This is a genomic window from Pantoea sp. BRR-3P, from assembly GCF_039621635.1.
Lineage (GTDB): Bacteria > Pseudomonadota > Gammaproteobacteria > Enterobacterales > Enterobacteriaceae > Pantoea > Pantoea floridensis.
This window is the reverse complement of the sequence record NZ_CP155066.1, coordinates 3,603,739-3,630,131: the sequence shown is the minus strand read 5'-3', so window position 1 is coordinate 3,630,131 and position 26,393 is coordinate 3,603,739. Positions and strand designations below refer to the sequence as shown.

General features: G+C 56.0%; 21 protein-coding genes. 11 read left to right on the top strand and 10 right to left on the bottom strand.

All coding sequences use genetic code 11. The features are described from left to right. Positions 1–2 precede the first annotated feature (2 nt). On the top strand, positions 3–1,322 hold the full coding sequence (locus AAGR08_RS16845) for a cytochrome c (RefSeq protein WP_345827410.1): 1,320 nt from the start codon (positions 3–5) through the stop codon (positions 1,320–1,322). A 115-nt stretch (positions 1,323–1,437) separates the two neighbouring features. Here the strand turns inward: AAGR08_RS16845 and AAGR08_RS16840 are convergent, their stop codons facing one another. The 4 genes from AAGR08_RS16840 to AAGR08_RS16825 all read right to left on the bottom strand — a co-directional run bounded on the left by AAGR08_RS16840 (position 1,438) and on the right by AAGR08_RS16825 (position 7,505). Next, the gene (locus AAGR08_RS16840; protein WP_097095177.1) at positions 1,438–2,847 is read right to left on the bottom strand and encodes an MFS transporter; all 1,410 of its coding nucleotides are present in this window, start codon (positions 2,845–2,847) and stop codon (positions 1,438–1,440) included. Positions 2,848–3,036: 189 nt separating this feature from the next. Next, complete coding sequence (gene abgT, locus AAGR08_RS16835; protein ID WP_345827409.1) at positions 3,037–4,557, bottom strand: p-aminobenzoyl-glutamate transporter; 1,521 nt, start codon at positions 4,555–4,557, stop codon at positions 3,037–3,039. Between the two features lie 195 nt (positions 4,558–4,752). Continuing rightward, positions 4,753–6,195 carry a M20 family metallopeptidase gene (locus AAGR08_RS16830; RefSeq protein ID WP_345827408.1) on the bottom strand — a complete coding sequence of 481 codons (1,443 nt, stop codon included), beginning with the start codon at positions 6,193–6,195 and terminating at the stop codon, positions 4,753–4,755. Then, positions 6,192–7,505: an amidohydrolase gene (locus AAGR08_RS16825; RefSeq protein ID WP_345827407.1), complete on the bottom strand. Its 1,314-nt coding sequence runs from the start codon at positions 7,503–7,505 to the stop codon at positions 6,192–6,194. The genes AAGR08_RS16830 and AAGR08_RS16825 overlap by 4 nt, the downstream gene beginning before the upstream one ends. Positions 7,506–7,619: 114 nt before the next feature. Here AAGR08_RS16825 and AAGR08_RS16820 point away from each other — a divergent pair, with 114 nt between their 5' ends. Beyond that, entirely contained in the window at positions 7,620–8,522 is a 903-nt protein-coding gene (locus AAGR08_RS16820; protein ID WP_097095173.1) for a LysR family transcriptional regulator, read from the top strand. A gap of 78 nt (positions 8,523–8,600) precedes the next feature. Next, positions 8,601–9,032, top strand: coding sequence for a VOC family metalloprotein YjdN (yjdN, locus tag AAGR08_RS16815; protein WP_345827406.1), 432 nt, complete (start codon positions 8,601–8,603; stop codon positions 9,030–9,032). A 127-nt stretch (positions 9,033–9,159) separates the two neighbouring features. Here yjdN and AAGR08_RS16810 read toward each other — a convergent pair whose 3' ends face one another. The 3 genes from AAGR08_RS16810 to AAGR08_RS16800 form a co-directional block, all read right to left on the bottom strand. Continuing rightward, entirely contained in the window at positions 9,160–10,026 is an 867-nt protein-coding gene (locus tag AAGR08_RS16810) for a nucleoside-specific channel-forming protein Tsx (RefSeq protein WP_097095171.1), read from the bottom strand. Between the two features lie 313 nt (positions 10,027–10,339). Continuing rightward, positions 10,340–11,698: an ATP-binding protein gene (locus tag AAGR08_RS16805; protein ID WP_345827405.1), complete on the bottom strand. Its 1,359-nt coding sequence runs from the start codon at positions 11,696–11,698 to the stop codon at positions 10,340–10,342. Next, a complete protein-coding gene (locus tag AAGR08_RS16800) occupies positions 11,695–12,354 on the bottom strand; it encodes a response regulator transcription factor (RefSeq protein ID WP_007888511.1) in 660 nt (219 codons plus the stop codon). The genes AAGR08_RS16805 and AAGR08_RS16800 overlap by 4 nt, the downstream gene beginning before the upstream one ends. A 164-nt stretch (positions 12,355–12,518) precedes the next feature. Between AAGR08_RS16800 and AAGR08_RS16795 the strand changes: the two genes are divergently transcribed. From AAGR08_RS16795 to AAGR08_RS16785, 3 genes are all read left to right on the top strand, one after another. Then, the gene (locus AAGR08_RS16795; protein ID WP_007888509.1) at positions 12,519–12,887 is read left to right on the top strand and encodes a helix-turn-helix domain-containing protein; all 369 of its coding nucleotides are present in this window, start codon (positions 12,519–12,521) and stop codon (positions 12,885–12,887) included. A 188-nt stretch (positions 12,888–13,075) separates the two neighbouring features. Further along, entirely contained in the window at positions 13,076–13,966 is an 891-nt protein-coding gene (locus AAGR08_RS16790; protein WP_097095169.1) for a LysR family transcriptional regulator, read from the top strand. Positions 13,967–14,078: 112 nt separating this feature from the next. After that, positions 14,079–15,290 (top strand): MFS transporter, encoded by a 1,212-nt coding sequence (locus tag AAGR08_RS16785; RefSeq protein ID WP_345827404.1) that lies wholly within the window; start codon positions 14,079–14,081, stop codon positions 15,288–15,290. 81 nt (positions 15,291–15,371) lie between these two features. Here the strand turns inward: AAGR08_RS16785 and AAGR08_RS16780 are convergent, their stop codons facing one another. Both AAGR08_RS16780 and AAGR08_RS16775 read right to left on the bottom strand, forming a co-directional pair. After that, on the bottom strand, positions 15,372–17,762 hold the full coding sequence (locus AAGR08_RS16780; RefSeq protein ID WP_345827403.1) for a glucose/quinate/shikimate family membrane-bound PQQ-dependent dehydrogenase: 2,391 nt from the start codon (positions 17,760–17,762) through the stop codon (positions 15,372–15,374). A gap of 285 nt (positions 17,763–18,047) precedes the next feature. Next, positions 18,048–18,647 (bottom strand): hypothetical protein, encoded by a 600-nt coding sequence (locus AAGR08_RS16775; protein WP_345827402.1) that lies wholly within the window; start codon positions 18,645–18,647, stop codon positions 18,048–18,050. 418 nt (positions 18,648–19,065) lie between these two features. On the opposite strand from AAGR08_RS16775, the gene AAGR08_RS16770 reads away from it, so the two are divergent. Then, on the top strand, positions 19,066–20,292 hold the full coding sequence (locus tag AAGR08_RS16770) for an MFS transporter (protein WP_345827401.1): 1,227 nt from the start codon (positions 19,066–19,068) through the stop codon (positions 20,290–20,292). A gap of 146 nt (positions 20,293–20,438) precedes the next feature. Here the strand turns inward: AAGR08_RS16770 and AAGR08_RS16765 are convergent, their stop codons facing one another. Next, on the bottom strand, positions 20,439–22,394 hold the full coding sequence (locus tag AAGR08_RS16765; RefSeq protein WP_345827400.1) for a sigma 54-interacting transcriptional regulator: 1,956 nt from the start codon (positions 22,392–22,394) through the stop codon (positions 20,439–20,441). A gap of 197 nt (positions 22,395–22,591) precedes the next feature. On the opposite strand from AAGR08_RS16765, the gene AAGR08_RS16760 reads away from it, so the two are divergent. The 4 genes from AAGR08_RS16760 (at position 22,592) to AAGR08_RS16745 (ending at position 26,391) form a co-directional block, all read left to right on the top strand. After that, the gene (locus AAGR08_RS16760; protein WP_097095164.1) at positions 22,592–23,611 is read left to right on the top strand and encodes a Gfo/Idh/MocA family oxidoreductase; all 1,020 of its coding nucleotides are present in this window, start codon (positions 22,592–22,594) and stop codon (positions 23,609–23,611) included. Beyond that, the gene (locus AAGR08_RS16755) at positions 23,611–24,390 is read left to right on the top strand and encodes a TIM barrel protein (RefSeq protein WP_345827399.1); all 780 of its coding nucleotides are present in this window, start codon (positions 23,611–23,613) and stop codon (positions 24,388–24,390) included. The genes AAGR08_RS16760 and AAGR08_RS16755 overlap by 1 nt, the downstream gene beginning before the upstream one ends. Before the next feature lie 89 nt (positions 24,391–24,479). Beyond that, complete coding sequence (locus AAGR08_RS16750) at positions 24,480–25,394, top strand: substrate-binding domain-containing protein (protein ID WP_345827398.1); 915 nt, start codon at positions 24,480–24,482, stop codon at positions 25,392–25,394. A gap of 232 nt (positions 25,395–25,626) precedes the next feature. Next, positions 25,627–26,391: a glycosyltransferase family 25 protein gene (locus tag AAGR08_RS16745; RefSeq protein WP_345827397.1), complete on the top strand. Its 765-nt coding sequence runs from the start codon at positions 25,627–25,629 to the stop codon at positions 26,389–26,391. Positions 26,392–26,393: the final 2 nt, after the last annotated feature.

Genomic DNA, 26,393 nt, shown 5'->3' with positions numbered 1-26,393 from the left:
CGATGATCAAAAGCATTTTAGCCCTGTTTCTGGGCACGATGACGTTCGCCGCAGTGGCGGACGATAGCGCTGCGGACGCGTTGGTGAAACGCGGCGAGTATCTGGCGCGCGCGGGGGATTGCGTGGCGTGTCACAGCGCGCAGGGCGGTCAGCCGTTTGCCGGTGGACTGCCCATGGCGACGCCAATCGGCACCATTTATTCCACCAACATCACGCCGGATAAAGCCACCGGTATTGGTGACTACAGCTACGATGATTTCCAGAAAGCGGTGCGTCACGGCGTAGCGAAAAACGGCGATACGCTCTATCCGGCGATGCCGTATCCGTCGTACGCGGTGGTCAGCGATGACGACATGAAGGCGCTGTATGCCTACTTCATGCACGGCGTGCAGCCGGTGGCGCAGGCCAATAAAGAGAGCGATATTCCGTGGCCGCTGTCGATGCGCTGGCCACTCTCGATCTGGCGCGGCATCTTTGCGCCGGACGTGAAGGCGTTTCAGCCGGCGGCGCAGGAAGATCCTGTGCTTGCTCGCGGTCGCTATCTGGTGGAAGGTCTCGGTCACTGTGGCGCTTGCCACACGCCGCGCAGCATCACCATGCAGGAAAAAGCGCTTAATAACGACGAAGGCAACAACTATCTCGCCGGCAGCAGCGCGCCGATTGACGGCTGGACCGCCAGCAACCTGCGTGGCGACAACCGCGATGGTTTAGGCCGCTGGAGCGAAGAGGATCTCAAGCAGTTCCTGCGCTTTGGCCGCAACGATCACACCGCGGTGTTTGGTGGTATGACCGACGTGGTGCAGCACAGCCTGCAATATCTGAGCGATGACGATATCAGCGCGATTGCAAAATATCTGAAATCACTCGGCGCAAAAGATCCGAATCAGGCGGTGTTTAAGCAGGATGACGCCGTCGCCAAAGCGTTGTGGAAAGGTGACGACAGCCAGCCAGGCGCAGCAACCTACGTCGATAGTTGTGCGGCGTGCCACAAAACCGACGGCAGCGGCTATCAGCGCTTCTATCCGGCGCTGCGCGGTAATCCGGTGGTGATGGCTGACGATCCAACCTCGCTGATTCACATTGTGCTGGTGGGCGGTACTTTGCCTGGCGTGCAGGGTGCACCAACGGCGATCACCATGCCGGCGTTCGGCTGGCGCATGAACGACCAGCAGGTGGCGGATGTGGTGAACTTTATCCGTGGCAGCTGGGGCAATGGCGTGAAGTCGAGCGTAGCGGCGAAGGATGTGGCGGCGCTACGTAAAGACGAAACCGTGCAGCCGAAGCAGGGCAGCGCGGATATTAAGGTGCTGGAAGGGCAGTAGCTTTCCCTCACCCTAACCCTCTCCCGCAGGCGGGAGAGGGAACCGATCGAGCATATTTCTCCCCTAATTATTCCCTCTCCCACTTGTGGGAGAGGGCTAGGGTGAGGGCATCAACTCAAATATTCTCCAAATCCATGCCACGGGTTTTCGGCCCGTAAATTCCTACCGATAGCATCACCATCAACATGCTCAGCACGATAAAGGCGATCACGCCCTGGCTGCCGGCATACTGCAAAATAATGCCAATCAAAATGCTGCTGAACACCGTCGACAATCGGCTAAACGAATAGCAGAAACCCACCGCGCGGGCGCGAATGTGCGTCGGGAAAATCTCGGTTTGATAAGCGTGATAGCTGAAGGTCAGCCAGGCGTTGCTGTAGGTGATCAGGAAACCGCAGATGATCATCAGCACCGGATTCGTCATAAAGGCGAACAGCGTGCCGAATACCACCGTCATCAGCGATGACAGAACGATCTGCCATTTGTTCTCAATCTTATCGGCGTAGCGGCTGCAAATCAGCGAACCGAGCGGGTAGGCCAGCGTAATGAAAAAGGCATACAGCAGGCTGTGCGTGACGGTGGCGCCTTTGCCCGACAGCAGCGCGGGCAACCAGTTACCGAAGCCAAAGAAACCAATCGCCTGAAAGAAGTTCATCACCACCAGCATCAGCGTACGCTTGCGATAGGCCGGTGCCCAAATCTCACTGAAGCGACCTTTTTTCGGCAGCTGTGCCGCGGCATCGCTGTGGGAAAAGTCTTCGCCTGGCGAGATGCCACAGCGTTTTTCCATCGCGCTCAGCACCTGATGCGCTTCCTGATGGCGCCCTTGTTGCGCCAGCCAGCGCGCGGATTCGGGCAGGTTTTTACGGATCAGCCAGATCACCAGCGAACACACTGCGCCAGCAATCACCACCCAGCGCCAGCCCTCCAGGCTAAGGATGGTTTGCGGCACCAGCCACCACGACATCAGCGCCACCGCCGGTACCGACAGAAACTGGATAAAGAACGAGAAGGCGAACGCGCGGCTGCGCAGATGCGCCGGCACCCATTCGGAGAGATAGGTATCAATGGTCACCAGCTCCACGCCGAGACCAATGCCGACCAAAAAGCGGAACAGGATAATCATCTCCGCGCTCTGCTGGAACGCCATCAGCAGAGAAAACGCGCCGTACCACGCCAGCGCGCACATAAAGGTGAGGCGGCGGCCGAAGCGATCGGCATAGGGCGCGAGCAGGCTGGCACCGACAAACAGGCCAAGGAAGGTGGCGGAGGCAAACGCCGCCTGATCGGCGATGCCGAACACGCCTGCAGAGCCGGTATGAAACACGCCGGCGGCAATCAGGCCCGAGCTGATATAGCCGGTTTCAAACAGATCGTAGAGTTCAAAAAAGCCGCCGAGCGCCAGTAGCGTGATAAAGCGCCACAAACCCGCGGAAGAGGGCAGCGCATCAATGCGCCCGGCTAAGGTGCGGCGATCCGCGCTCATGCGATCGTTCGCCATCCCTGTCGATGTGATGGTTGTCATTGTTCTATAGACCTCGGTGTTTGCAGAACCCGCTGACGGCTGAGAGAGGTTTTAAAATAATTAACCGTTAGCAAGCGAAGGAATAGCAGAATAATAAATTCGTGACAGGTTGCCGAGAGGCGCTACGGTGACATTTTGGCAACATGCGTTGCAGTTCACAGAAGTGTGATCGCCATCCATGGCGCAGGCTTAGTGCAGGCTGGGATAAACGCCTGGTCCAATCGGTAAACCTAACGCGTACCACGCCAGCAGCAGCACGATCCAGGTGGTAAAGAACACCAGCGGATAAGGGAAGATCAGCACGTAATAGGTGCCTAGCTGTGCATCTTTTTGATAGCGCTGCAGGAAGCCGAGGAACAGCGGCAGGAACGGTGACATCGGCGCCAGCGGCAGCACGGCAGAATCGGCGATGCGGAAAATCATCTGGGCAAATGCCGGATGGAAGCCCAGCAGCATAAACATCGGTACAAATACCGGCGCGAGGATTGACCAGATCGCCGATCCGCTGGCGATAAACATGCACAGGAACGCCGACAGGAACATCAATCCCATAAACGCCGGTGCACCGCTGATGCCGGCGCTCTCCAGCACATCGGTCAGGCCTATCGCCATAAACTTGCCCATGTTGCTCCAGTTAAAGAAGGCAACAAACTGCGACAGCGGAAACACCATCACAATAAAGCCCGCCATGCTCTTCATCGGATCGACCAGCAGCTGCGGAATATCATCCGGACGGCGGATCTGCTTCGTCACCGCACCGTAGGCAATGGCCACCACGAAGAAGAACAGGATGATGATCGGTACAATGCCCTGAATAAATGGCGAGGGGATGATGCCGCCGGTTTTCGGGTTGCGCAGCGGCGCGTGTTCCGGCACCACCAGCAGCGCCATTAGGGCAATAAACACCAGCGCGGCGATACCAGCGGCTTTCAGGCCGCGATTCTCCAGCGCGGTAAGCGGTGGCAGGCGATGATTATTGCCGCCGTTCCACGCTGGCAGACGCGGTTCGACGAATTTATCCGTCAACAGCGCGCCGGCGATGGTCAGCACAATCACCGAACTGGCCATAAAGAACCAGTTGTCGATAACGCTGACGTGCACGGTATCGCTCACCGCTTTGGCGGCTTCGGTGCTGATGCCGGAGAGCAGGACATCGGTGGTCACAATCAACAAGTTGGCGGTAAAGCCGGACGCTACCCCGGCAATCGCCGCCAGCAGGCCCGCCACCGGATGGCGTCCCACCGCGAGGAAAATCAGCGCGCCGAGCGGTGGCATCACCACCAGCGCCGCATCGGATGAGATGTGGCTGAAGAAGGCGATAAACAGCACCATGTAGCTGGCGTAGCGGCGGCTGACGCGTGAGGCCATTTTCACCATCAGCGACTGCAGCAGGCCGACTTTTTCCGCTAATCCAGCGCCAATCACCAGCGCCAGAATCGATCCCAACGGCGTAAAGCCGCTGAAGTTTTTGATGATGTTGGGCAGGATCCACTGAATTCCGGCGACGCTCAGTAGGTTGTTGACCCGCACCAGCTCGCCATTAGTGGGATTCTTCACCGCCACATCAAGGCTGCTGAGAATGGCGGTGGCAACCATCAGCACTACAATCAAATAGACAAACAGTAAGAACGGGTTCGGCACTTTATTACCAACGCGTTCAATCCAGCTAAACAGTTTTCCGGGGCTGCGGTTCTCCGTGGTGGCTTCCATAGATCAATCCTCGTCAGTCGTCTTGTTATGTTTGCATGCCCGCTTGGGGGCTATATTTTTTGTATTTTTTTGGTAGTGCTCAGGTCGCCATTAATGGCGACCCTACGGGATTCGTAGGGTGCGCATTTATGCGCACCGTGTTACGAATCGCACGAACTTTGATGACGCATATATGCGCACCGGGATATCGCATTGTTACTTCAACTTCGACGGTGTGACATCTGCTGGAATCGGGCAGACGTAAGGCTGCTCGCGGCGCACGCGTAGGAACTCTTCGCGGCAGCGCGCCAGCGCCTCGTCATCCTGCAACAAGGTTAACGCGGTGGCGGCCATCACTTTGGCCGCCAGGCACATGCCTTTGTGCGCAATAGACGTACGGCCCTGCGCGACCAGCTGCCAGGTGTGCAGCGGCGTGCCGAAAGCAAAGCAGGGCGCAAAGCACTGCGCGGTGGGCGTCACCCAACTCACATCGCCAACGTCGGTTGAGCCGTAAAGCAGCTCACGCGTGACCGCATAAGGCGCCACCTCATCCATCAGAATCTTATCGCCCAGCGCGTCGGTCCAGGCGACGCCCGCTTCACCGCCGGTGCGTGCCGCATTGAGACGCGCGTTGCGCAGATCGTCTTTGCTCAGCGTGGCACGAATCTCAGCGGCGAACGCCTGCTCCGCTTCGCTGTAGTCAGGCAAACCAAACTGATGCAAATAGCGCTCCATCACGCTTTCCAGCGCGCGATTCGGCACGTAATTGGAACAGGCTTTATCAAAGCGCACCGTCATCTGCGTGTCGGTCATCAGCGCCGCGCCTTTAGCGATGTTAATCACGCGCTGATAGATATCCTGCGCCTGATCGAGCTGCGGCGCGCGAATCAGGTACAGCACTTCGGCATCGGCTTGCACCACATTGGGGGAGACACCGCCGGTGTTGGTCACCGCATAGTGCAGCCGCGCTTCTTGAACAATGTGCTCGCGCAGGAAGTTAGCGCCGGTGTTCATCAGCGTCACCGCATCCAGCGCGCTGCGCCCTAAATGCGGCGAGTTAGCCGCATGCGCCGCCACGCCTTTAAAGCGGAAAGCCGCCTGAATATTGGCCAGCGTGCTGAGGTTAAACATGCCGCTGAAGCCTTCGGGATGCCAGGTGACTGCCGCGTCCACATCGTCAAACAAGCCTTCCCGCACCATAAAGGTTTTGCCGGAACCGCCTTCTTCGCCCGGACAGCCGTAAAAGCGCAGCGTGCCGCGCTGGCCGTGTTCTGCCCACCAGGCTTTGATGGCGAAGGCGGCGGCTAAACCGGCGGTGCCGAGCAGATTGTGGCCGCAGCCGTGACCGTTACCGTTCTCCACCAGCGGCTGCGGCGTGGCGCAGCCCGATTGCTGGCTCAAACCGGCTAGCGCATCAAACTCGCCGAGAATGGCGATCACCGGTTTACCGCTGCCGATGCTGGCAACAAACGCGGTGTCGATGTTGCCGACGCCACGCTCCACGGCAAAGCCCTCCTGTTCCAGCGCATCGGCCAGCAGCGCGGCGGATTGCGTCTCTTCAAAGCGGGTTTCCGGCACGTCCCAAATGGCATCGCTCAGGGCAGTAAAACGCGGCTGATGGTGGTTGATATAGTGATCAATAAATTCGCTGTGGCTCATCGTTGACCTCCAAACTGGGCTTGATTAAGTGCCAGCGTTGCTAGCGTCTGTACTGCGGTAGCCATGATTGCTTCGTCGAAATCGAATCTGGCGTTGTGATGACCCGCCGCCAGTGCGCAGCCGAAAATCACATAGGAGGATTGGCCGCCGCGCTGCTGCACGCGCTCCAGCATGTAGGTGGCATCTTCGGATCCGGCCGCCTGCTGTTTGGTATCGACCACCGAAGTGAAAATGCCCAGCGCCTCGGCCTGCTGGTGGATGAATGCCACCCACGGCTGACTTGGCGTGCAGCTACGTGCGCCGCCCATCAGCTTCACATCGTATTCAACGCCGTACATTGCGGCCGCACCGGCGATCACGCGCAGCGCCTGCTGATAGATATCGTCGTTGACCTCGTTGCTCGCGCCGCGCGTCTCCACCTTCATGAGCGCGTAGTCGGGCACCACGTTGCGTCCGGAGCCTGCCTGTAATACGCCGACGTTAACGCGCGCCACGCCGCCGCTGTGCTGCGGCAAATTGTGCAGCGCCAGTGTGGCCTGCGCCGCCGCCAGCAAGGCGTTGCGGCCTTCTTCCGGTTTGCCGCCGGCATGCGCGCCCACGCCGGTGAACGTGACATCGAGTTTGGTGGTAGCGAGGAAGCTGTCGCTACCACACACGATTTCACCGGCAGGCACGCCGGTGCCGAGGTGAATGGCGGTAAACAAATCGACATCATCCACCACGCCCGCGGCGACCATCGCTTTGGCGCCGCGCACGCCTTCTTCAGCTGGCTGAAAGATGATTTTAAGCGTGCCGCTCAGCTGATCTTTCATCTCCATTAATACGCCCGCCAGCGCCAGGCCGATGGTGGTGTGGCCATCGTGACCGCACGCGTGCATCATGCCGGGATTGCAGGAGGCAAAACCTTCGCGCGTCGGCAGATGATCGCTTGCGCGGCTTTCGTTTTGATCGAGTGCATCCATATCCACGCGAAAACCCATTACCGGGCCCGGACGACCGGTTTCCAGCGTCGCCACCACGCCACAAAATCCGCCGGAGAAGTGTGTGATCCACTGCGGCAGCGCACCTTGCTCCAGCGCGCGCGCTTCCTGTTGCGCCAGCACCTCATCGGAGGGCAATCCCATGCGCGCGTCGGCATCGATCACCTCGCGGCCGAGCTTGAGTTGATAACCAAGACGATGCAGCTCCTCCGCCACTAAGGTGGCGGTGCGAAACTCCAGCCAGCCTGATTCGGCAAAATGGTGCAGATCGCGCCGCCAGGCCTGCATCTGCGGCACGCGGGCGTTGACACGTTCGGACAGGGTTTTCATCGGCATTTCCTTTGTGTTGATTTTTTATGCATTCACTCGAATCTACACAATGGTTTTGGAGCGCATAAGATGCGAATATCTTGCTACTGATAAACAACGGTTATCACTTCAAACATGTCTGCGAACCTCAAACTTCATCAGCTGCGCGCCTTTGTTGACGTGGCGCGGCAGGGCAGTATTCGTGCCGCCAGCCGTTTATCCGGGCTCTCGCAGCCCGCGCTCACCAAAGCGATTCAGGAACTGGAGCTCACGCTGGGTGCACGGCTGTTTGAACGGCGCCAGCAGGGCGTCACGTTGACCGACATCGGTGATAACTTTTTCCAGCATGCCAGCCTGGTGCTGGAAGAGTTGCGGGTGGCGCAGGAGGATATTCAGCAGCGGCTGGGATTGGCGGGCGGGCGCGTGAATATTGGCGTGGGCGGCAGTATTGCGCGCACCATCATGCCGCATGTCATCACGCAGTTTCATCGCGAGTATCCGCTGGTAAAGGTACGCATTGTTGAAGGCCAACTGGTATCGATGGTGCAGGAACTGCGCCAGGGCGAGCTGGATTTCACCATCAATACCTACGAAAAAAATCATCTCGATCAGGAATTAATTTTTGAACGCTTGATGGAGCGCGACTATCAGGTAGTGATGCGTAAAGGCCATCCGATGGCGCACGCGCGCTCGCTGGCCGAGTTACAACACTGCGACTGGACCATGCCAACGCCACAGGGCAGCTACTATCGGCTGCTGCACGATCTGTTTGGCGAGCGCGGCATGGCACCGCAAATTGTAGTGACCTGCGAAACCTTTATGGCTTGCACCAGTCTGGTGGCGCAGAGCGACTTCGTCAGTATTATCTCGCGCGATGTGATTGAAGATCCGACGCACGGCGGTCAGCTGATTTCGCTGGAGCTCGACGATCCCTTGCCGAAAGCCACGTTCTATCTGATCCAGCGCAAAGATGCTGCCCTGACGCCGATGAGTGCCTATATGGCGCAGCTGTTCCGCCGCCATTGTCAGCAAAGGTAAGAGTGCGTCCTGGCTCGCAACGGTATAAATAATGCGCACTACACTTGCATCTGGCGTTCCCTTAATGGAGTACAGACCATGCAAGTTACCCCGTATGTGTTCTACAACGGCCGCTGCGAAGAGGCGATTGCCTTCTACCTTGCGGCTACCGACGGCGAGCTGCTGTTTAAGATGACCTATGGCGATATGCCAGATGAAACGCCGGTGGAGGATGAAGGTTGCACTTCAGGCGTGAGCTTTTCACCCGAGCAGATTATGCATGCGCATGTGCGTATCGGGCAGGGCGAAATAATGATGAGTGATGGCGCACCGCAGGCGGAATATGCCGGTTTCTCGGTGAGTTTATCCACGCCGGATGAAGCGCAAGGGAAGCGTTGGTTTGATGCGCTGTCGGCGGGCGGTAACGTCACCAAAAGCTGGGCTCCAACGTTCTGGGCCAACGGTTTTGGGATGTTTACCGATAAATTCGGCGTGCCGTGGATGGTGAATGCGTATAAGCCACAGGTTTGAGTGGGATGGTGCGCGCTGGCCCTCACCCTAACCCTCTCCCACAAGTGGGCGAGGGAACCGATCGAGCCTAATTACTCCCTCTCCCGCGAGCGGGAGAGGGCTGGGGTGAGGGGAAACCCTCAACACCTTAGAAGTTGTAACCCACCACCAGGTAGTAACCCCAGCCGGTTGATTTCACTTCAAACGGGCCGTTGCCGAAGTTCAGCTCCTGGCCGTCAGCCCACTGGCCGCCGTTGTGGAAGTAACGCGCCACGGTAGAAACGTGCCAGTGATCGTAGTTCAGCGACAGAATGTGGCTGGAAGCGATGGAGTTGCTGGTGCGTGAACGATCGGACTCATCACGCAGATCGGAACCCCAGTCAAAGTTGGTAAAGCCGATGTAGCTCAGCTTGCCGCCCCACAGATCGGTAATCGGCACAAAGTATTTCACCTTGAAGCGATAACCATCCCAGCTGTTCTCGTTTGCCGCACCGTAGTTTTCCCACTGGTATTTGGCGTAGACGTTGAGCGACAGGCCGATATCGCTGTGCGTATCGATGTCGGTGCCAAGACCCATGTACCAGGTGTTCTGGCGGTTATCGCTATTGCGACCCATGTCATAGATATAGTTGTTGGCGAAATACCACTCTTTGAACGGACCAAATGAGAGATCGGTGCCGGTCAGTTTATCAATCGAAAAACGGGGCTCAATTTCCATGAACATCGGTGAACCGTGGTCAAACACGCCATTGGCGTTGCTATTGCCCACGCCGAAGAAGTTGGTCAGATCGAGGTAACCGTAGAAATCGAACCAATCCTTTTTGGTGAAGGCTTCGTATTCGAGGTACACGTCATTATTAAACTGGGGTCCAAAACGGGTATGCGTGCTGCCCACCACGTTAACGCTTTGATGCCACCAATCGGAAAGATACTGCGGATCGCTTTCTGCCGCTTGTGCTGCGCCAGTCAAGCTAGTGGCCAATAAGGCGCCTGCTATCAACGAGTTATATTTCATTATTTTAACCACATGCTTGTGATCGCCGGTCTTGTGCCGCGATCGGGTGAAGTCGATCCCAGGGATGGGCAGTGTGTTGTTGGATCCGGTCTCAAGCGCCAGATTTTCAAGCCCGCGTAATGTGCCTGTAACAGAGGCATAGAAAATAGATTTTGATCACGTTTGTCAAAAAGTGTTGCATTTCGATTCACTGAAAATGTGATCATTATCACAAATAAGCCGTGCGGCGAACGGAACCCCGCAACCGTTTACGTTGTCGCGTTCGTCTGAGAAATGGATTTTGTAGGGTGCGCATTCATGCGCACCAGGGGAATCAGGGGAGGGTAACGCGCACCTGCAGCCCGGCAATCTGGCCCTGCGCATCACGTCGATTCGACAGCGCAACCTGCATCTGATGTTTCTGCGCCACGCTGCGCACGATCGACAGGCCCAGCCCGCTGCCTTGCGCCTGCGCATCAGGCGAACGGGTAAAGCGGTCAAAAGCGCGTTCGATAAAGGATTCCGCCATACCTGGCCCGTTGTCCACAATATCCACCACGGTATGATTCCCCACCCGATGCAGCAGCACATCCACCAAACTGCCTTCCGGCGTATGCAGCATCGCGTTACCGATCAGGTTATCGAACAGGCTACGTAAATCAGAGCGACTGGCGTGCAGGCGATAGTGCGCTGTGCCGTTGAAGCCGATATCAATACCGCGTTTGTCGGCCACCACCATCAGCTGCTCAATGCTCTCTTTCAGCAGACTGTCCAACTCGATGGCTTCCACCGTGGCAACCACCGATTGATCTTCCTGGCGCGAAATGTTCAGCAGCTGCGTGACCAAATGACGCGTCCGGGTGACGCCCGCTTCCAGCTGATCGAACTGGCGACTGGCTTCTCCCGGCTGAATGTGTTGTCGCAGATTTTCCAGCTGCAAGGTCACGGCGGTCACCGGCGTGCGCAGCTCGTGGGCGGCATCCTCAAGGAACTGGCGCTGAGACGACCATGCCGTGCGCAGCTTATCCAGCAACGAGTTGTAAGCCGCCACCAGCGGCAGCACTTCATCCGGCAAGCCATCAGGAGATAGCGTATGCGGATGCAGCGTTTCCTGGGCGGCGATTTGACGCGATGCAACGCGTAAATCACGCGTGATGGCGCGTACCACCAGCCAGATGACGAGCAGCGAAAGCGGCATCATTAATACCAACGGAATGATGGCGGAGAGCGCCCGCTTCAGCATGATGCTTTTCATGTAGCCGATGTTGTGCAGCACCTGGATATTGCCAATTTCGCTGCCCAATTCGCCGGGACGCGTATAGACGCGCCATTCGCAGTCATCGCCACAATCACCCACTTTCAGGTCGTGCCAGCCATTTTTGCTTTGCAAGGGGGCATGCAGATCGGGCCACGAGCTGGCACGCAGCCGGTTATTGGTGTCCCACAGCTGGACAATGTAGGTGCTTTTCAGCTTTTCGGTATTCATCACCATCGGCATCAAGGCGGGCATACGCTGGCTGCTGGACCAGGCATCGGCGATCTTAGCAAGCTGATCGTCCTTCATGGTGCCCATCATGTCGCCGTAGCAGTGATAGAAATACCAGGTGACGCCGCCGATCATCGCCAGGTGCAGAATCACCAGCGTGGCGAGCAGTTTGTTACGCAGTGAGCGCATAAAGGTGAAAGGTTTCATATTGCCGGTACTCGCCAGCCGAGTCCGCGCACGTTGCGGATCACTTCGTTATCCAGCTTACGGCGCATGCCGTGAATTAATACATCAACGGCGTTGCTGCTCACTTCTTCGCCCCAGCCATAAATACGGTTCTCTAACTGCTCGCGCGACAGGATGGCGCCCGGGCGCTCCAGAAGCGCGTAGAGCAGGGCATATTCGCGCGCGGTAAGCTGCTCGCGCTGGCCTTTGTAGAGGACTTCACGCGTCATGATATCAATCTGCACGTCGCCGCTGCCCAGCAGGGAATCCGCCGCACCGTGGCGACGTCGGGTAATGGCGCGCATGCGCGCCAGCACTTCTTGCAGATCAAAGGGTTTCAGCAAATAGTCATCCGCACCGCTATCCAGCCCCTGAATACGTTGCTGCACGGTATCGCGTGCGGTAAGCACCAGCACGGGCGTCATGTCACCGCGCGTGCGCGCACGGCGCAGCACCTGCAGGCCATCTTCACGCGGCAAGCCCAAATCCAATAACACGCAGGTATAGCCGCCTTCGGCCCAGGCATTGCTGGCAAACACGCCATCACGCACCCAATCCACCGACCAACCTGCCGCTTCCAGCGCTTGCTGCAGGTTGGCGCCAATCATTTCGTCATCTTCTACCAGCAGCACACGCATGATGTTCTCCAACTTAACTGAGCGCAGTTTACCGTTGTTTTCTTAGCGCAGAATTACCCTGTTTTTTGCCTTGCTAATTCTGCGCTAATTTTCCGCTAATTAAGGGATAAATTTAACGCGCTACAGTAGCTGCACTGGACATATCGTCAAAGCAGGAGAATCCCATGAATCAGCGCGAATTTATCCGTAGTTTGCTGGACTGGATAGAAAATAATTTAGGACACGATTTGCATCTGGATGAAGTAGCACGCCGCTCGGGATACTCCCGCTGGCATCTGCAACGTCTGTTTCGTCAGCACACCGGGTTTTCTCTGGCAGAGTACATTCGCCAGCGCCGGCTGACTGAGTCAGCACTCACGCTTATCAACAGTGACGAAGCAATTTTGCAGGTGGCGATGAGCTACGGTTTTGATACGCAGCAGGCTTATACCCGTACATTTAAAAATTATTTCCTTGTGACGCCAGGCCAGCTGCGCCGTCAGCGCCGCGTTGAGCCGGATCGGCTGCTGTTCCCACTGGCGATGGCGAGTTGAAATACTTATTCCGATATTTCTCAGAGCACGCTTCGTAGCGGCGCAATTCATTGCGCAATATCTGGATGGGCAATCAGGCGCCATTGATACGTGCGATAAATCGCGCCGCTACGAAATGTGCGGCGATGGACTTATTATTGGTTTAGCTTTTAATCTACGGTTCTCACTTATCTAGCCCACCAGAGAACATGGATAACAGCGACAATCTCACCGCCATGATGCTGTTTGCACGCGTAGTGGAACGGCAAAGCTTTAGTGAAGCCGCTCGTACTTTAGGCGTCTCCAAATCTCACGTCAGCCGTGAAGTGGCCCGGCTGGAAGTGCGGCTCGGTATCAAGCTGCTGCAGCGCACCACGCGTAAAGTGGTGCTGACGGAGCTCGGCCAGGCTTACTATCCGTTTTGTACGCGTATGCTGGCAGAAATGCATCGCGCCGATGCGTTTGTGCAGCAGGTGCATCAATTACCGGCGGGCAACGTGCGCTTGCAAGCACCGATCACCTATGGCTGCCAATGCGTGGTGCCGACGCTCAATGACTTTATTCGTCGTCATATTCATATCAATGTCGATCTTGACCTCACCACCCTTGATGATCCGCAACCCAGTGCCGATGTGGCGATCGTGATTCGCGCGCGCGCGCCTGATGCGGCCAATTTTCGAGAACTCAGCAGCATCGATTGGGGCTTGTACGCCACGCCGGATTATCTGGCGGCGCACGCAGCTATCGACCATCCCGAACGTCTGATGCGCCACGATCTGTTGCTGTTTCACGGACCGGCGCATACCGCAGCGCTGCCGTTTCGGCGTGATAAGCAGCGGTTAGCGCTGGATGTGCGCAGTCGCTTCCGCGCCAATAACAGCATGGCGCTGCTGAATGCCGCGCTGGCGGGCACGGGCATCGCTTATCTACCGGCCTATATGACGCAGGAAGCATTGGCGCGCGGTGAAATTCAGCAGGTGCTGCCGGAGTGGCAGATGGATCGCCTGCACAGTTATCTACTGCTGAAAGAGCAGCCGCAGCCCTCCTCACCGGTAACGTTATTATGCGAGGCGCTAATTAATGCCCTCGGCAGTCGCTGATTGTTGTTTGCTGGCAACAATATTGCGCTGCCTGGCAATTATCACTGCAACGCTGTTCTCTGCCAGAAGTCACTGTTAGCCTGCTAAAAAAGCAAAAAACAGGGATATCACCATGCAACAACCTCCAATCGCGTTAGCGCCCGAACAGCAACACTGGAAGCGAAATTTAGTGGTCTGCGTGCTGGGTTCATTCAGCACCATCGTGGCGATGACGCTGCTGTTGCCGTTTCTGCCGCTCTACGTGCAACAGCTCGGCGTGCAGGAGCCGGCGGCGATTGCGCGCTGGTCAGGAGCGGCCTATGGCGCCACCTTCCTCAGCGCCGCGTTGACCGCGCCGCTGTGGGGCAAGCTGGCCGATCGCTATGGTCGCAAACTGATGTTAATCCGCGCCAGCCTTGGCATGGCGATTGCCATGTCGCTGATTGGCATGGCCACCGCGCCGTGGCAGCTGGTGGCGCTGCGTTTGCTGGCGGGGTTACTTGGCGGCTACGCCTCAGGATCGACCATTCTGGTGGCGGCGCAAACGCCGAAAGAGCAAACCGGCTGGGCGCTCGGTATTTTATCGTCCGGCATTATGGCCGGTAACGTGGTGGGGCCGCTGCTGGGCGGGTTATTGCCGCCGCTGATTGGCATTCGCCATACTTTCTGGTTGACGGGCGCGGTGATTTTCCTCGCCTTCCTGGCGACCACCTTTTTGCTGAAAGAGGTGCCACGTGCTGCTGGCAAAAAAACACAGCAGAGCGCAGCCGACGATGAAAAGTCGCTGAATCTGCCCGTAGTGCGCTTGATGTGGCTGTCGGGTATGTTGCTGATTTTCGCCAATATGTCGATTGAACCGATTATCACGCTGTACATCGGCCAGTTTGTCAGCGGCGATCACGCGGTAACGGTCACTGCCGGATTGGTGATGGCGGCAGCGGCGCTCGGCAGCATTCTTTCCGCGCCACGTTTAGGAAAGCTGGCCGACCGGGTTGGACATGGTCGCGTGCTGGTGTATGGATTAATAGCGTGCGCGCTGTTGCTGATCCCGCAGGCATTTATCAGTGAAGCCTGGCAACTGGTGGTGCTGCGTTTTCTGATGGGCATGGCGCTGGGTGGCTTGATGCCGTGCGTCACGGCGTTGATTCGTCACAGCGTACCGCAGTCGCAGGTAGGGAAGATGCTGGGCTATGCCACCTCGGCGCAGTATGTCGGCCAGGTTTCAGGTCCGCTGTTCGGCGGTTTTATCGGTGGTGCATTTGGCATGCGCCCGGTGTTCCTGGCGACCTGCGTAATCATGGCGCTGTGTGCGCTGTTAAACGCACGGGTGCTGCGTAAACGTTAACCGTACGGTCGCCATTCATGGCGACCCTACAAAAAAGGCGGACTTCACAGTCCGCCTTTCTCATTACTTCAATGCGAAAACTTACTTCGCATCTGGCAGTGCATAGGCAATCACATAATCACCCAGCTTGGTGCCAAACGAACCGTGACCGCCGGCAGCGATAACAACGTACTGCTTGCCATCTACTTCATAGGTCATCGGCGTTGCCTGGCCGCCCGCTGGCAGACGCGCCTGCCACAGCATTTCACCGGTGTTGGTATCGAACGCACGCAGGTAGTTATCTGCGGTAGCACCAATGAAGAACACGTTACCGGCTGTGGTGATTGGGCCGCCCAGCATTGGCATACCCATTTTGAACGGTACTGGCACTGGCGCGCTATCGCGTACCGTACCAATGCGTTTTTTCCACACGGTTTCGTTAGTTTTCAGGTCAACCGCTGAGACATAGCCCCACGCCGGTTGCTTACACGGCAGGCCAAACGGTGACAGGAACGGATTCAGCTCCACGCCGTACGGAACGCCGTACTGTGGCTGGATACCGGTTTCAGTACCTGAACCGCCTTTGTCGTCAGCCGGCGGCTCGATCGGGTTGCCCGGACCGCGCGGAACCAGCTTAGAGACAAACGGCAGCGCCATTGGGTTAGCAATCGCAATCTGACGATGTGGATCAACCGCGATACCGCCCCATTCGAACATGCCCAGGTTACCCGGGAACACCAGCGTACCCTGCTCAGACGGCGGAGTGAACGGACCTTCATAGCGCAGACGCTTGAAGATCACGCGGCACACCAGCTGGTCATACATCGTCGCGCCCCACATGTCCTTGTCCGTCAGATTATTTTTCGGACGGAAGGTCAGTTCGGAGTACGGCTGCGTAGGCGCTACGTGGTCGCCTTTAGCGGCGCCCTGTGGAACCGGGGTTTCCGGTGCAGGGACAACCGGCTCACCGGTACGGCGATCCAGCACAAAGATGTTACCGGTTTTCGCCGGCGCATAAATGACCGGGACGGTTTTGCCATCTTTATCGGTGATATCGGCCAGCGTCGGTTGAGACGGCAGGTCCATATCCCACAGATCGTGATGCACGGTCTGATACGACCACACCAGCTTACCGGTAGTAGCATTCAGTGCCAGCACGCTGCTCGCATAACGCTCCTGCTCTGGAGTACGGTTGCCGCCCCAGATATCTGGCGTTGACACACCCATTGGCAGGTAAACGATATCCAGTTTCGGATCGTATACCGCCGGCGCCCACGAGTTCGGTGAGTTCATGGTGAAGGTGTGTTCATCACCTGGAATCGCGTTAGGATCTTTCGCGCCCGGATCGAATACCCACAGCAGTTTACCGGTGTTAACGTCAAAACCACGAATGGCGCCAGACGGCTCACGGGTTGAGTAGTTATCGGTCACCGCACCGGCCACCACGATGGTGGTATCGGTAATCACTGGCGGAGAGGTCGGCTCATATTGACCTGGGGTCAATACCGGCTGCTTGTGCTGCAGATCCAGTTCACCGTTGTTGCCAAAGGCGGCACAACGTTCACCGGTTTCCGCATCCAGCGCAAACATACGACCGTCGTTTACCGGCAGGTAAATGCGGCGTGAGCACAGCGCAGGTTGGGTGTTAGACGCATCGGCCGCAGCAGGCACTTCGTGGTAAGAAACGCCACGGCAGGTAACGTGCTGGAAGGTTGGGTTTGGCTTCAGGCCCGGATCAAATTTCCACTTCTGCTTACCGCTTTTCGCATCCAGCGCAAACAGAATCTGGTGTGGCGAGCACAGGTAAAGCGTGTCGCGGATTTTAATTGGCGTGACTTCGTCGGTAATCTCACCCGGGTCGTTCGGGGTTTTCATATCGCCGGTCTGGAACTGCCAGGCAACCTGCAGTTCTTTCACGTTGCCGCTATTAATCTGCTTCAGCGGTGAGAAACGCGTGCCTTGCTGATCGCGTGCATAAGCAGGCCAGTCAGCATCATCGATGTTGCTTAACGGCTGCGCCTGCGGGGCATTGGCTGCCGCTGCTGGGATTTCACCATTCAGCTCTTGCGGATCGTGGAATACCGCCCACGCCAGCACCAGTGCGCTGGCAATCAGTGCGACGGCCATCAGACCCAATGCACCTTTGCTCGGCTGGTTCAAACCGCGATAAACAAACGGCAGAATCAGCCAGATGCCGAAGATCACCAGCACATCGGTACGCGGCGCCAGCGCCCAGAAGTCGAAGCCGACTTCCCATACGCCCCACACCAGCGTTGCCAACAGCAGCAATGCGTACAGCAGAAGTGCTGAGCCGCTACGGCGCCACAGCAGAACAGCGGTGATCAACATGATCACACCGCCAATAACGTAGTACCAGGAACCTCCAATGGCGGCTAACCAAACGCCACCAACCAGCATAAACGCGCCTGTCAGCAGTGCAAAAAGCACTGTGAGAAAACGGATTACGCCAAAAGATGAGGAAGCTTTCCCCATAATATTGACCTCTTTCTTTGCCATAAAAAACTAAAAAGGAAACAACGCGTTGGGCTGCTTCCCGACATAGAGTACGAAATAACGAAACCTGTTCGATCGGCGCTTTCCGTGCGGCGATATGATCCCTTTGCGTTAAATTTTATCTTAAAAACGTTAATGGGTTTGATATTTTTAGTGCTTTGCACTCGTAGAGGGCAAGTAGTACGACATTTTATGAGGGAATTGAGACGCTATGTCCGGGGAAGTAGGGCCATAACGCCTCAGGGCAAAATTTTGTGTAAACGTTTACCCTTCAAACAGTGTGCTGCTGGTACGTTGTTCCTGCCAGCCGCTCACATTCAGCTCTCTATAGCGCACCGCAGGCAGCATGAGTTGCGGCGCGCGTAATATCACTTCTGCTTCTCTTTCACGAAACGATTCCAGCAGGAATGGGAAGCTGAACTTGAGATAATTATCGTTAAAAAATTCCTCAGTGAGTACAACGCCGCTAAAAGGAAAGGCGGCGATATTCTTCCAGCAGGTGCCGGGTAGCGCCAAATCATAAAGCCAGAAAGAGAAACGTTCACTTACTTGCCGCAGTTCACTATCTCTTTGAACTAAATCAGCGTAATTGATTGCCAGTCGTACATTTTTAGCGTGCAGGCTGGAATCATTTTGTGGCGATTGTAAAAAACTCTGCAGGTTATTTCCGGTTAGCGGGATAATTATTAATTCGGGTGTATCCGGCAACTGATTATGCAGCGAAATTATGTTATGTCCGTTAAGTGATGCTGTGCTTTCCTGTTCGCAATGCATAAAGGGTGCTGAATAACACACGCCAGTCAGCGCGCCGTCAAAACGACGGATACGCTCAGTAACATAAGGATTATAAGAACTGTTTTCCATTTATCTCTGTGAATAAATTAATTAGCTGGAACGTCTTATCTATTATAAGGACGGGAGTCGGTAGAAATCATAGCGCTGACAATATAAACCGTTTAGTTTATAAAGTTCAGCTTTTTTAACTGTCACTGATAGAGAGATATATAGGTCGTGATAGCGCTAATAATAGCGTTATTGGAATATCTGGAATTTTTTGGATATTTTCAATTGAAAACCATCAGTGTGCTAATATTGTGGCCTCTATACTTAGTTAATTTAGCGGTAACCTTCTGTTTTTAAACAGCACGGCTAGCCATTGCCTGGCTGAGGAAGATGCCGCACTCTGTGCCCTGAAAAATAAAGCGGAAGCCATTCTGTGGCTTTTCACCAGGTTGGTGCAACGACGCTAACCGACGTCATTATTTAGGATGGGATAATATCTATGAGTTCAGCAGAGGATTCGTTGCTGCGGCACAGGTCTTTTGTCGCCTTTTGGCTGGCACGCACCTGTTCATCTTTCGGTTTTCAAATGTTCTCGGTGGCGGTCAGCTGGCAAATCTATGCCTTAACCCACAGTGCAATGGCGCTGGGGATGATCGGCCTGATGCAGTTTCTTCCCTCTGTGCTACTGGCGTTGCCCGCGGGTCATCTGGCCGATCAGCACGATCGCCGCCGAATTGTGTTGCTCGGACAATTCATTGAGTGGCTGGCCCTGCTTGGGCTTGTTGCGTTAACCCTCATTAACTGGGCAGGGAAGTTTGAGATTTGGGGATTGGTGTTCCTGATCTCAGTGGCGAAGGCACTGGAGTGGCCGGCCATCACCTCAATGCTGCCCGCGCTGGTGCCGCCGCCGATCCTGGCGCGCGCAATGGCCGCCAGTTCGGTGGGTGGCCAGGCCGCGGTGATTATCGGCCCAACGCTCGGAGGCTTCCTTTATGTAGCTGGACCGGAAGTGGTCTATGGCGTCTCGGCGCTGTTCTATCTCTTCTCGATTGTGCTGGTGAGCCGACTGCGCTATGAACGTCCACCTCAGGCGCGTTTACCGATGAACCTGCCAAATCTGTTTGCCGGCGTGCGCTTTATCCGCGATCGCAAAGATGTGCTCGGCGTGATTTCACTCGATCTGTTTGCTGTGTTGCTGGGCGGTGCCACCGCGCTGTTGCCGATTTTCGCGCAGGACATTCTGCACACCGGGCCGTGGGGATTGGGCATCCTGCGCGGTGCGCCGTCAGTCGGCGCGCTGCTGGTGGGCATATGGCTCAGTCGTCACAAGCTGGAAAAGCATGTCGGCATGATTATGTTCGGCTCGGTGGCCGGTTTTGGCGTAGCCACGCTGGTATTTGCGCTCTCGACGCAGCTGTGGCTATCAGTGATCGCACTGGCGGCGCTGGGCGGCTTCGATATGGTGAGCATGGTGATTCGCGGTGCGCTGGTGCAGCTGGATACGCCAGATGAGATGCGCGGTCGCGTTAACGCGGTCAATGCCATTTTCATTAATACCTCAAACCAACTCGGCGAGTTTGAATCGGGTTTGCTGGCGGCCTTTTTTGGCGCGGTGCCTGCTGCCGCGATTGGCGGCATCGGCACGCTGGTGGTGGTGGGCGTATGGATGACGATTTTCCCGCACCTGCGCAAACGGCAGAAGCTGGAAAACGAAACTGCGATTTAATGGGATGTGTGCGGCCTGTCAAAGGGTGCGCAGTAATGTGCACCCTACGCAAAACGGATCGGTTTTTGTCAGGGGCGCATTGATGCGCCCCGGAAAAACGTTGGTCGCCGCTGTAACAGTTATTGCTTTTCCCTCACCTCAGCGCCTTACCCGCGCCGCAACCCAGCGACATCTACCTGCCAGTGATGCAGTTTGTTATACAGCGCGGTACGCGAAATCCCCAGCAGCTGGGCCGACTGGCGCAGGTTGCCCTTCTGCTCGCGCACCACCTGCAACACATGCTGGCGCTCATTCTCCTGTAGCGAGCTCAATTCACTTATCGGAGGCACGCCGTGCTGCATCATCTCTTCCGGCAGATCGCGGCGATCAATCTCCAGGCCCTCGCACAAGTTCACCATGCGTTCCACCAGATTCTCCAGCTCGCGCACGTTGCCGGGCCAATGCCATGCCTGTAAGCAGGCCATGGCTTCCGTAGAAAGCTGCGGCGCAATACGTTTCATGCGGGTACAAAGCGCCTGAATAAAGGTATTCACCAGCCCGGGAATGTCCTCCTGACGCTCACGCAGCGGCGGGATCTCCAGAGAGATCACGTTCAGGCGATAGTAGAGATCGCGGCGAAAGGCGCCTTTCTCCACCGCATCCAGCAGATTGCAGTGGGTGGCGGCGATTATGCGCACGTTGACTTTGAGCGGGTGCGCCGCACCGATGCGCACCACTTCACCCTCCTGCAATACGCGCAGCAGGCTGGTTTGCGCCTCCAGCGGCATCTCGCCAATCTCATCGAGGAACAAAGTGCCGCCATCCGCCAGCTCAAACTTGCCTGCGGATCCCCCGCGTCGCGAGCCGGTAAACGCCCCATCGACATAGCCGAACAGTTCACTCTGCACCAAATCTCGCGGCAGTGCGCCGCAGTTCAGCGCGATAAACGGTTCCTGCTGGCGCGGGCTGGCGTTATGGATCGCCTGGGCAAACAGCTCTTTGCCGGTGCCGCTTTCGCCGGTTAGCAGCACGGTGCTGTCGGTGCGGCTGCTGGCGCGCGCTTTGTGAATCGCTTGCTGCACGCGCGGCGCATGGCCGCGAATCATTTCAAATGTGTAGCTGGCGCTCACGCCCATCACGCGGCGCGTAATGGCGCGAATACGTTGATTTTCGCGCAGCGACAGCACGCGGCCGCCATCGGGGGCCGGCATCAGCGAAATCAGGCAGGAAATCGGGTTTGCGCCGTCCGGGATAAATTGTAGCTCGCGGTCATTGCAGAAGGGCATGGTAAGCAGCGATCCCCCCTGCGGCTGTAAAAGCGCATCGATGGTGCCCGCTTGCGGATCGAGGCCGCTGAAGATCTGCCGCGCATAGCGATTGAGGGTTTTAATGCGGCCATGACGATCGCAGACGATCACGCCTTCATTCAGCGTTTCGAGGATCGACTGCTGTTCAGCCAGCAAGCGCCGCAGTATCAATTGCTGACCTACCGCCTCCGCTGCGGCCTGCACGGTACCCAGCGTGTGCGCGTTGAAATTGTCGGGCGTGGCGGTGAGCGTTAATACGCCCAGCAGCTGGCCGCTGGCATCGCGCACCGGTGCGGCAGCACATTGGCGATGACGTTTGCGCAGGTCGAGCTTCCAGTTTTCACCGCCCAGTACATACACCAGACGCTGTTCGATCAGGCAGCGCGCGGTACAGTTGGTGCCGAGCACCTCTTCGCGCAGGATGCTGCCGACCGGCGTAAGATCTGCGCCGCAAAAATGCAGCGTCACGCCTTGCGCATCGGTTAGGTTAATGTGCCCGTCTGGGTTATATGCCAGCAGGTTCTCCATAATGCTGCGTGCTGCGAGGATCAACTCGGCGTTCTGCTCAAGGATTGCCGCCAGCTCGTCAGCAGGCGGAGAGGTGTAGCTAAACGTGGCAGGATCGATGGCGCGCTGACGCGATCGTTGCCACGACTGCAAAATACTATGCCGCATCCAACCCGGCTGTTCACCGCGCTCAAAGCTGTGCCAGCCCTGCCATAGCAAGGTATCCCACTCCCCAACCTCCGCGCTGTCCGGCAAGCTGAAGATCGGGTCGCTTTCATCTTTGAAAGGTAAACGCTCACTAGCACGCATGCGGCATCCTCCTCTATTTCGGAATGTCCATTTTATTGACATGTGAAGTTGACATGTAAATTTTGTTGCCAGTTTGTGAGCTCTATCTGTGTTACGTCTCACATAATCAGCCCTGTTCCAGTTGGCATTGCCTTTGCAGTACATAACGCACATCCCTGCGCTCGAATGAGCTCCTCCAAAATAAAAAGGAATAGGTTATGACATTTCATCTTAAACCCGTGCGCGTAGGCCTGATTGGCGCCGGACGCATGGGCAGCTTCCACGCAGAAAACCTTGCCTGGCGCGTGCCGGGGGCGATTCTGGCAGCGGTAGGCGATCCGCAACCTGGCGCGGCTGAAGCCCTGACTCACAAACTCGGCGTAGCGAAAGCGTATAGCGATCTCCATGCGCTATTACAGGACCCGGAGATTGATGCGGTCGCTATTGCTGCCCCGGCGCGCACCCACGCTGAATGGGTGATCGCGGCAGCTGAAGCGGGCAAGCATGTCTTTTGTGAGAAGCCGATGGCGGTAACGCTGGATGAGGCCGACCGCGCCATTGCTGCCGCGAAAAGTGCTGGCGTGGTGCTGCAAGTCGGTTTCAACCGTCGCTTTGATTCGGGCTTTGCCGCAGCGATCGCGGCCGTGAAAGCGGGTGAGAATGGCACCACGCAGCTGAGCCGATCGCTAACGCGCGATCCGGGTCTGCACGATCCTTCTCGCATCCCGCAGTGGACGATCTTCCTTGAAACGTTGATCCATGATTTTGACACGCTGCTGCACTTTAATCCGGGGGCGAAACCGGTGGAAGTGTATGCGCTGGCCGATGCGTTGGTGCGTCCGGATTTTAAAGAGAAAGGCTTGCTGGATACTTCGGTGGTCACCATCCGCTTCGATAACGGCGCAATTGCCACCGCCGAAGCCAACTTCCAGGCGGTGTACGGCTACGACGTGCGCGGCGAAGTGTTTGGCAGCAAAGGCATGTTGCAGGCTGGGCATATCAACGCCAATCACTGTGTACGTTATCACCAGGATGGCATCGCCATCGAAACGTCTCGCATGGATTCAGACCTGTTGCGCGAAGCCTATGTTGCAGAGATGACGGAGTTTGCCCGCTGCATTCGCCATGGTGAAACACCACGTGCCACCGGTGAAGATGCGCGTAACGCGCTGATTATTGCGCTGGCCTGTATCGAGTCAGTGCAACAGCAGCAGCCGATCATGCTGGGAGGTCGCTAATGGCAGGTTATCAATTGTCGGTGTGTGCCGAAATGGTGTTTCTCGATCTGCCGTTCATTGCGCGCGTGCAGCGTATTCATGAACTGGGCTTTGGCGTTGAAATCTGGGGCTGGGCCAATAAAGACATTGATGCGCTGGCGGCGACTGGCGCACGTTTCACCTCAATGACCGGCTATCTCAGCGGCAACCTGACCGATGACGATGAAATCCAGCAGCTGCTGCAAAGCGCTGAAGCATCGCTGGCGGTGGCCGAGCGTCTGAATTGTCCGGTGCTGAACCTGCACGGTACCGGGCTGGATGATAAAGGATTGCCGGTTAAACCGGTCGACGTGGTCACCGGCGCCATGTGGCTGAAAGCGGCGGATACGCTGCGCCAGGTGGCGCAATTGGGCGAACGTGCCGGACGCGTTTTCACGCTGGAGAACCTCAATTTAGCGCTTGATCATCCCGGCACGCCGTTCGCGCTGGCAGCCGATACGCTGGCGCTGGTGGAGGCCGTTAACAGTCCGGCGCTGAAGATGAATCTCGACCTGTATCACGCGCAGATCGGCGAGGGGAATTTGATTGCGTTGATTCGCCGTTGTGGCGCGGCGATTGGCGAGATTCAGGTGGCGGATGTGCCAGGACGCCAGCAGCCGGGCACCGGTGAGATTAACTACCGCGCCATCGCCCAAGCGCTGCGCGCTGAAGGCTATGAAGGCACCGTGGCGCTGGAAGGGTGGGCGAGCGGCGACAGCACCGCCGCGCTACAGCAGTTCCGCGACCATTTTTCCCTTTAAGTGTTCCAGCGCCGGGTATTTGCCTGTTACCCGGCGTGAAGCAAGCCGTTGAAAGCAAAAATAATATCTCAACCCTACAGGACTATCCCATGAACATCAGAAATGTGATTCTTTGTGTGTGCTCGCTGTTGCTCAGTATGAGCGTTAGCGCCAAAACCTTTACCGTTGGCGTGGCGCTGGCCAACTTCGATCTCAACTTTGTCTCGATTCTGCGTACCCAGATGGAGGCGGAACTGAAAGTTAACCAGCTTAATAGCCAATTTGTGGATGCCAAAGGCGATGTGGCGCTACAAGTGCAGCAAGTGGATGATTTTATTAACCAGGGCGTCGACGCCATTATTCTCAATCCGGTGGATACGCAGGGCGTGCTGCCGATGATCACCGCCGCGAAAAATGCCGGTATCCCGCTGATATTTGTCAACCGTAAGCCGGAAGTGAAGCTGCCGGCTGATATGGCGTATGTGGGTTCTGACTCGGCGCTGGGCGGTGAAATGCAGATGGAAGCGCTGGCGAAGAAGATGAATTACAAAGGCAACGTGGCGATTCTAATGGGCGCGCTGTCAAATGAAGAAGCGCGTGAGCGTACCCGCGCGGTGGAAGCGGTGATCGCCAAATACAAAGATATGAAAGTGATTGAGAAGCAGAGCGCCAAATGGCAGCGCAACGAAGCGGTGGATGTGGTGTCGAGTTGGCTACTGAACCAGCGGCCGATTGACGCCATCGCGGCGAATAACGATGAGATGGCGATTGGCGCGATCATGGCCCTCAATCAGGCGAAGAATGAGAAGATATTGGTCGCCGGCATCGATGGCACGCCAGATGGACAGCAGTTTGTGAAGAGCGGCAAAATGGCGCTGACCATTTTCCAGGATGCCAAAGGACAGGCAACGGGCGCGGTGCAGGTGACCAAGGCGCTGCTGGAGAAGCAAAAGGTGCAGACGTTTAATTGGGTGCCCTATCAAACCATTACGCCTGATAACTACGCGCAGTTCGCGACGAAATAATCCTTCTCTTTACCCCTCTCTCGTCAGGGAGAGGGGCCACATGTCTGGCTTTCGCTAAAAAGCCAACCCGCCTCCGTAAACTTCTACGAAAATTCGCTTTTTTCTTACATCATTTAGCGAATGGTTTTAGCAAAATGAGCTGAAAATCGTTGTGTTTCGTGTAAAATTCCCTTCTTAAAAAAATAAATCAATGTATGTACTTGTAATTTATCATCATGTTTCTGAGGATTAGATGAAAGTTTTTATCATCAATTTAGAAAAATATGCAGCAAGAAAGAACCATGCTTTGAATCAGTGCCAGAATATCGGTCTGCAGGCAGAAGTATTCAATGCAATTGATGGCCGCTTACTCTCTCTTCAGGATATTAAGGATCAGACACATCCAGAATTATCTGCTGGATTAACGGAAAGTGAGATCGGATGTGCATTAAGTCATCAAGGTGTATACCAAAAAATGCTAAGCGAGAATATCGATGTCGCATTAGTGTTAGAAGATGACGTTCAGTTTGATGATAACTCATGTGATATTATTAGTTATCTAGTAGCAAACATACCTAACCATCCAACACTGTATCTTTTAAGTGACGTGAGAAAATATTTACGTGGTGGTAAAAAAATCTCTGACAGTGAACACAAATTAGTGACGGTCAGTCAGGCTGCCCTTGCTCATGCTTATATCATTAATCTTTCTGCAGCAAAAAAATTATATGATTTTATGAATCCAGTGTGGCTCGAAGCCGATCGCTGGACTTACCTGATTGAATGTGGCGTTGTCGATATTAAAGCGGTAGTGCCTGCAGTCGGTCATTTATCAGAATTAAGCTATGAATCGACAATCTGGCATTGTGAAGCAGAATTAGAGCGTAAAAAAGTTATAAGGGAATTACGAAAAGTAACAGTGAATAAGATCAGGAAAAAAAGACCTTTGCTGATCAAAGTTAAAAATTCGATGTGGCGAATCTTCATGCGACCATTTTTTGAAATCAAACGGGACTAAAG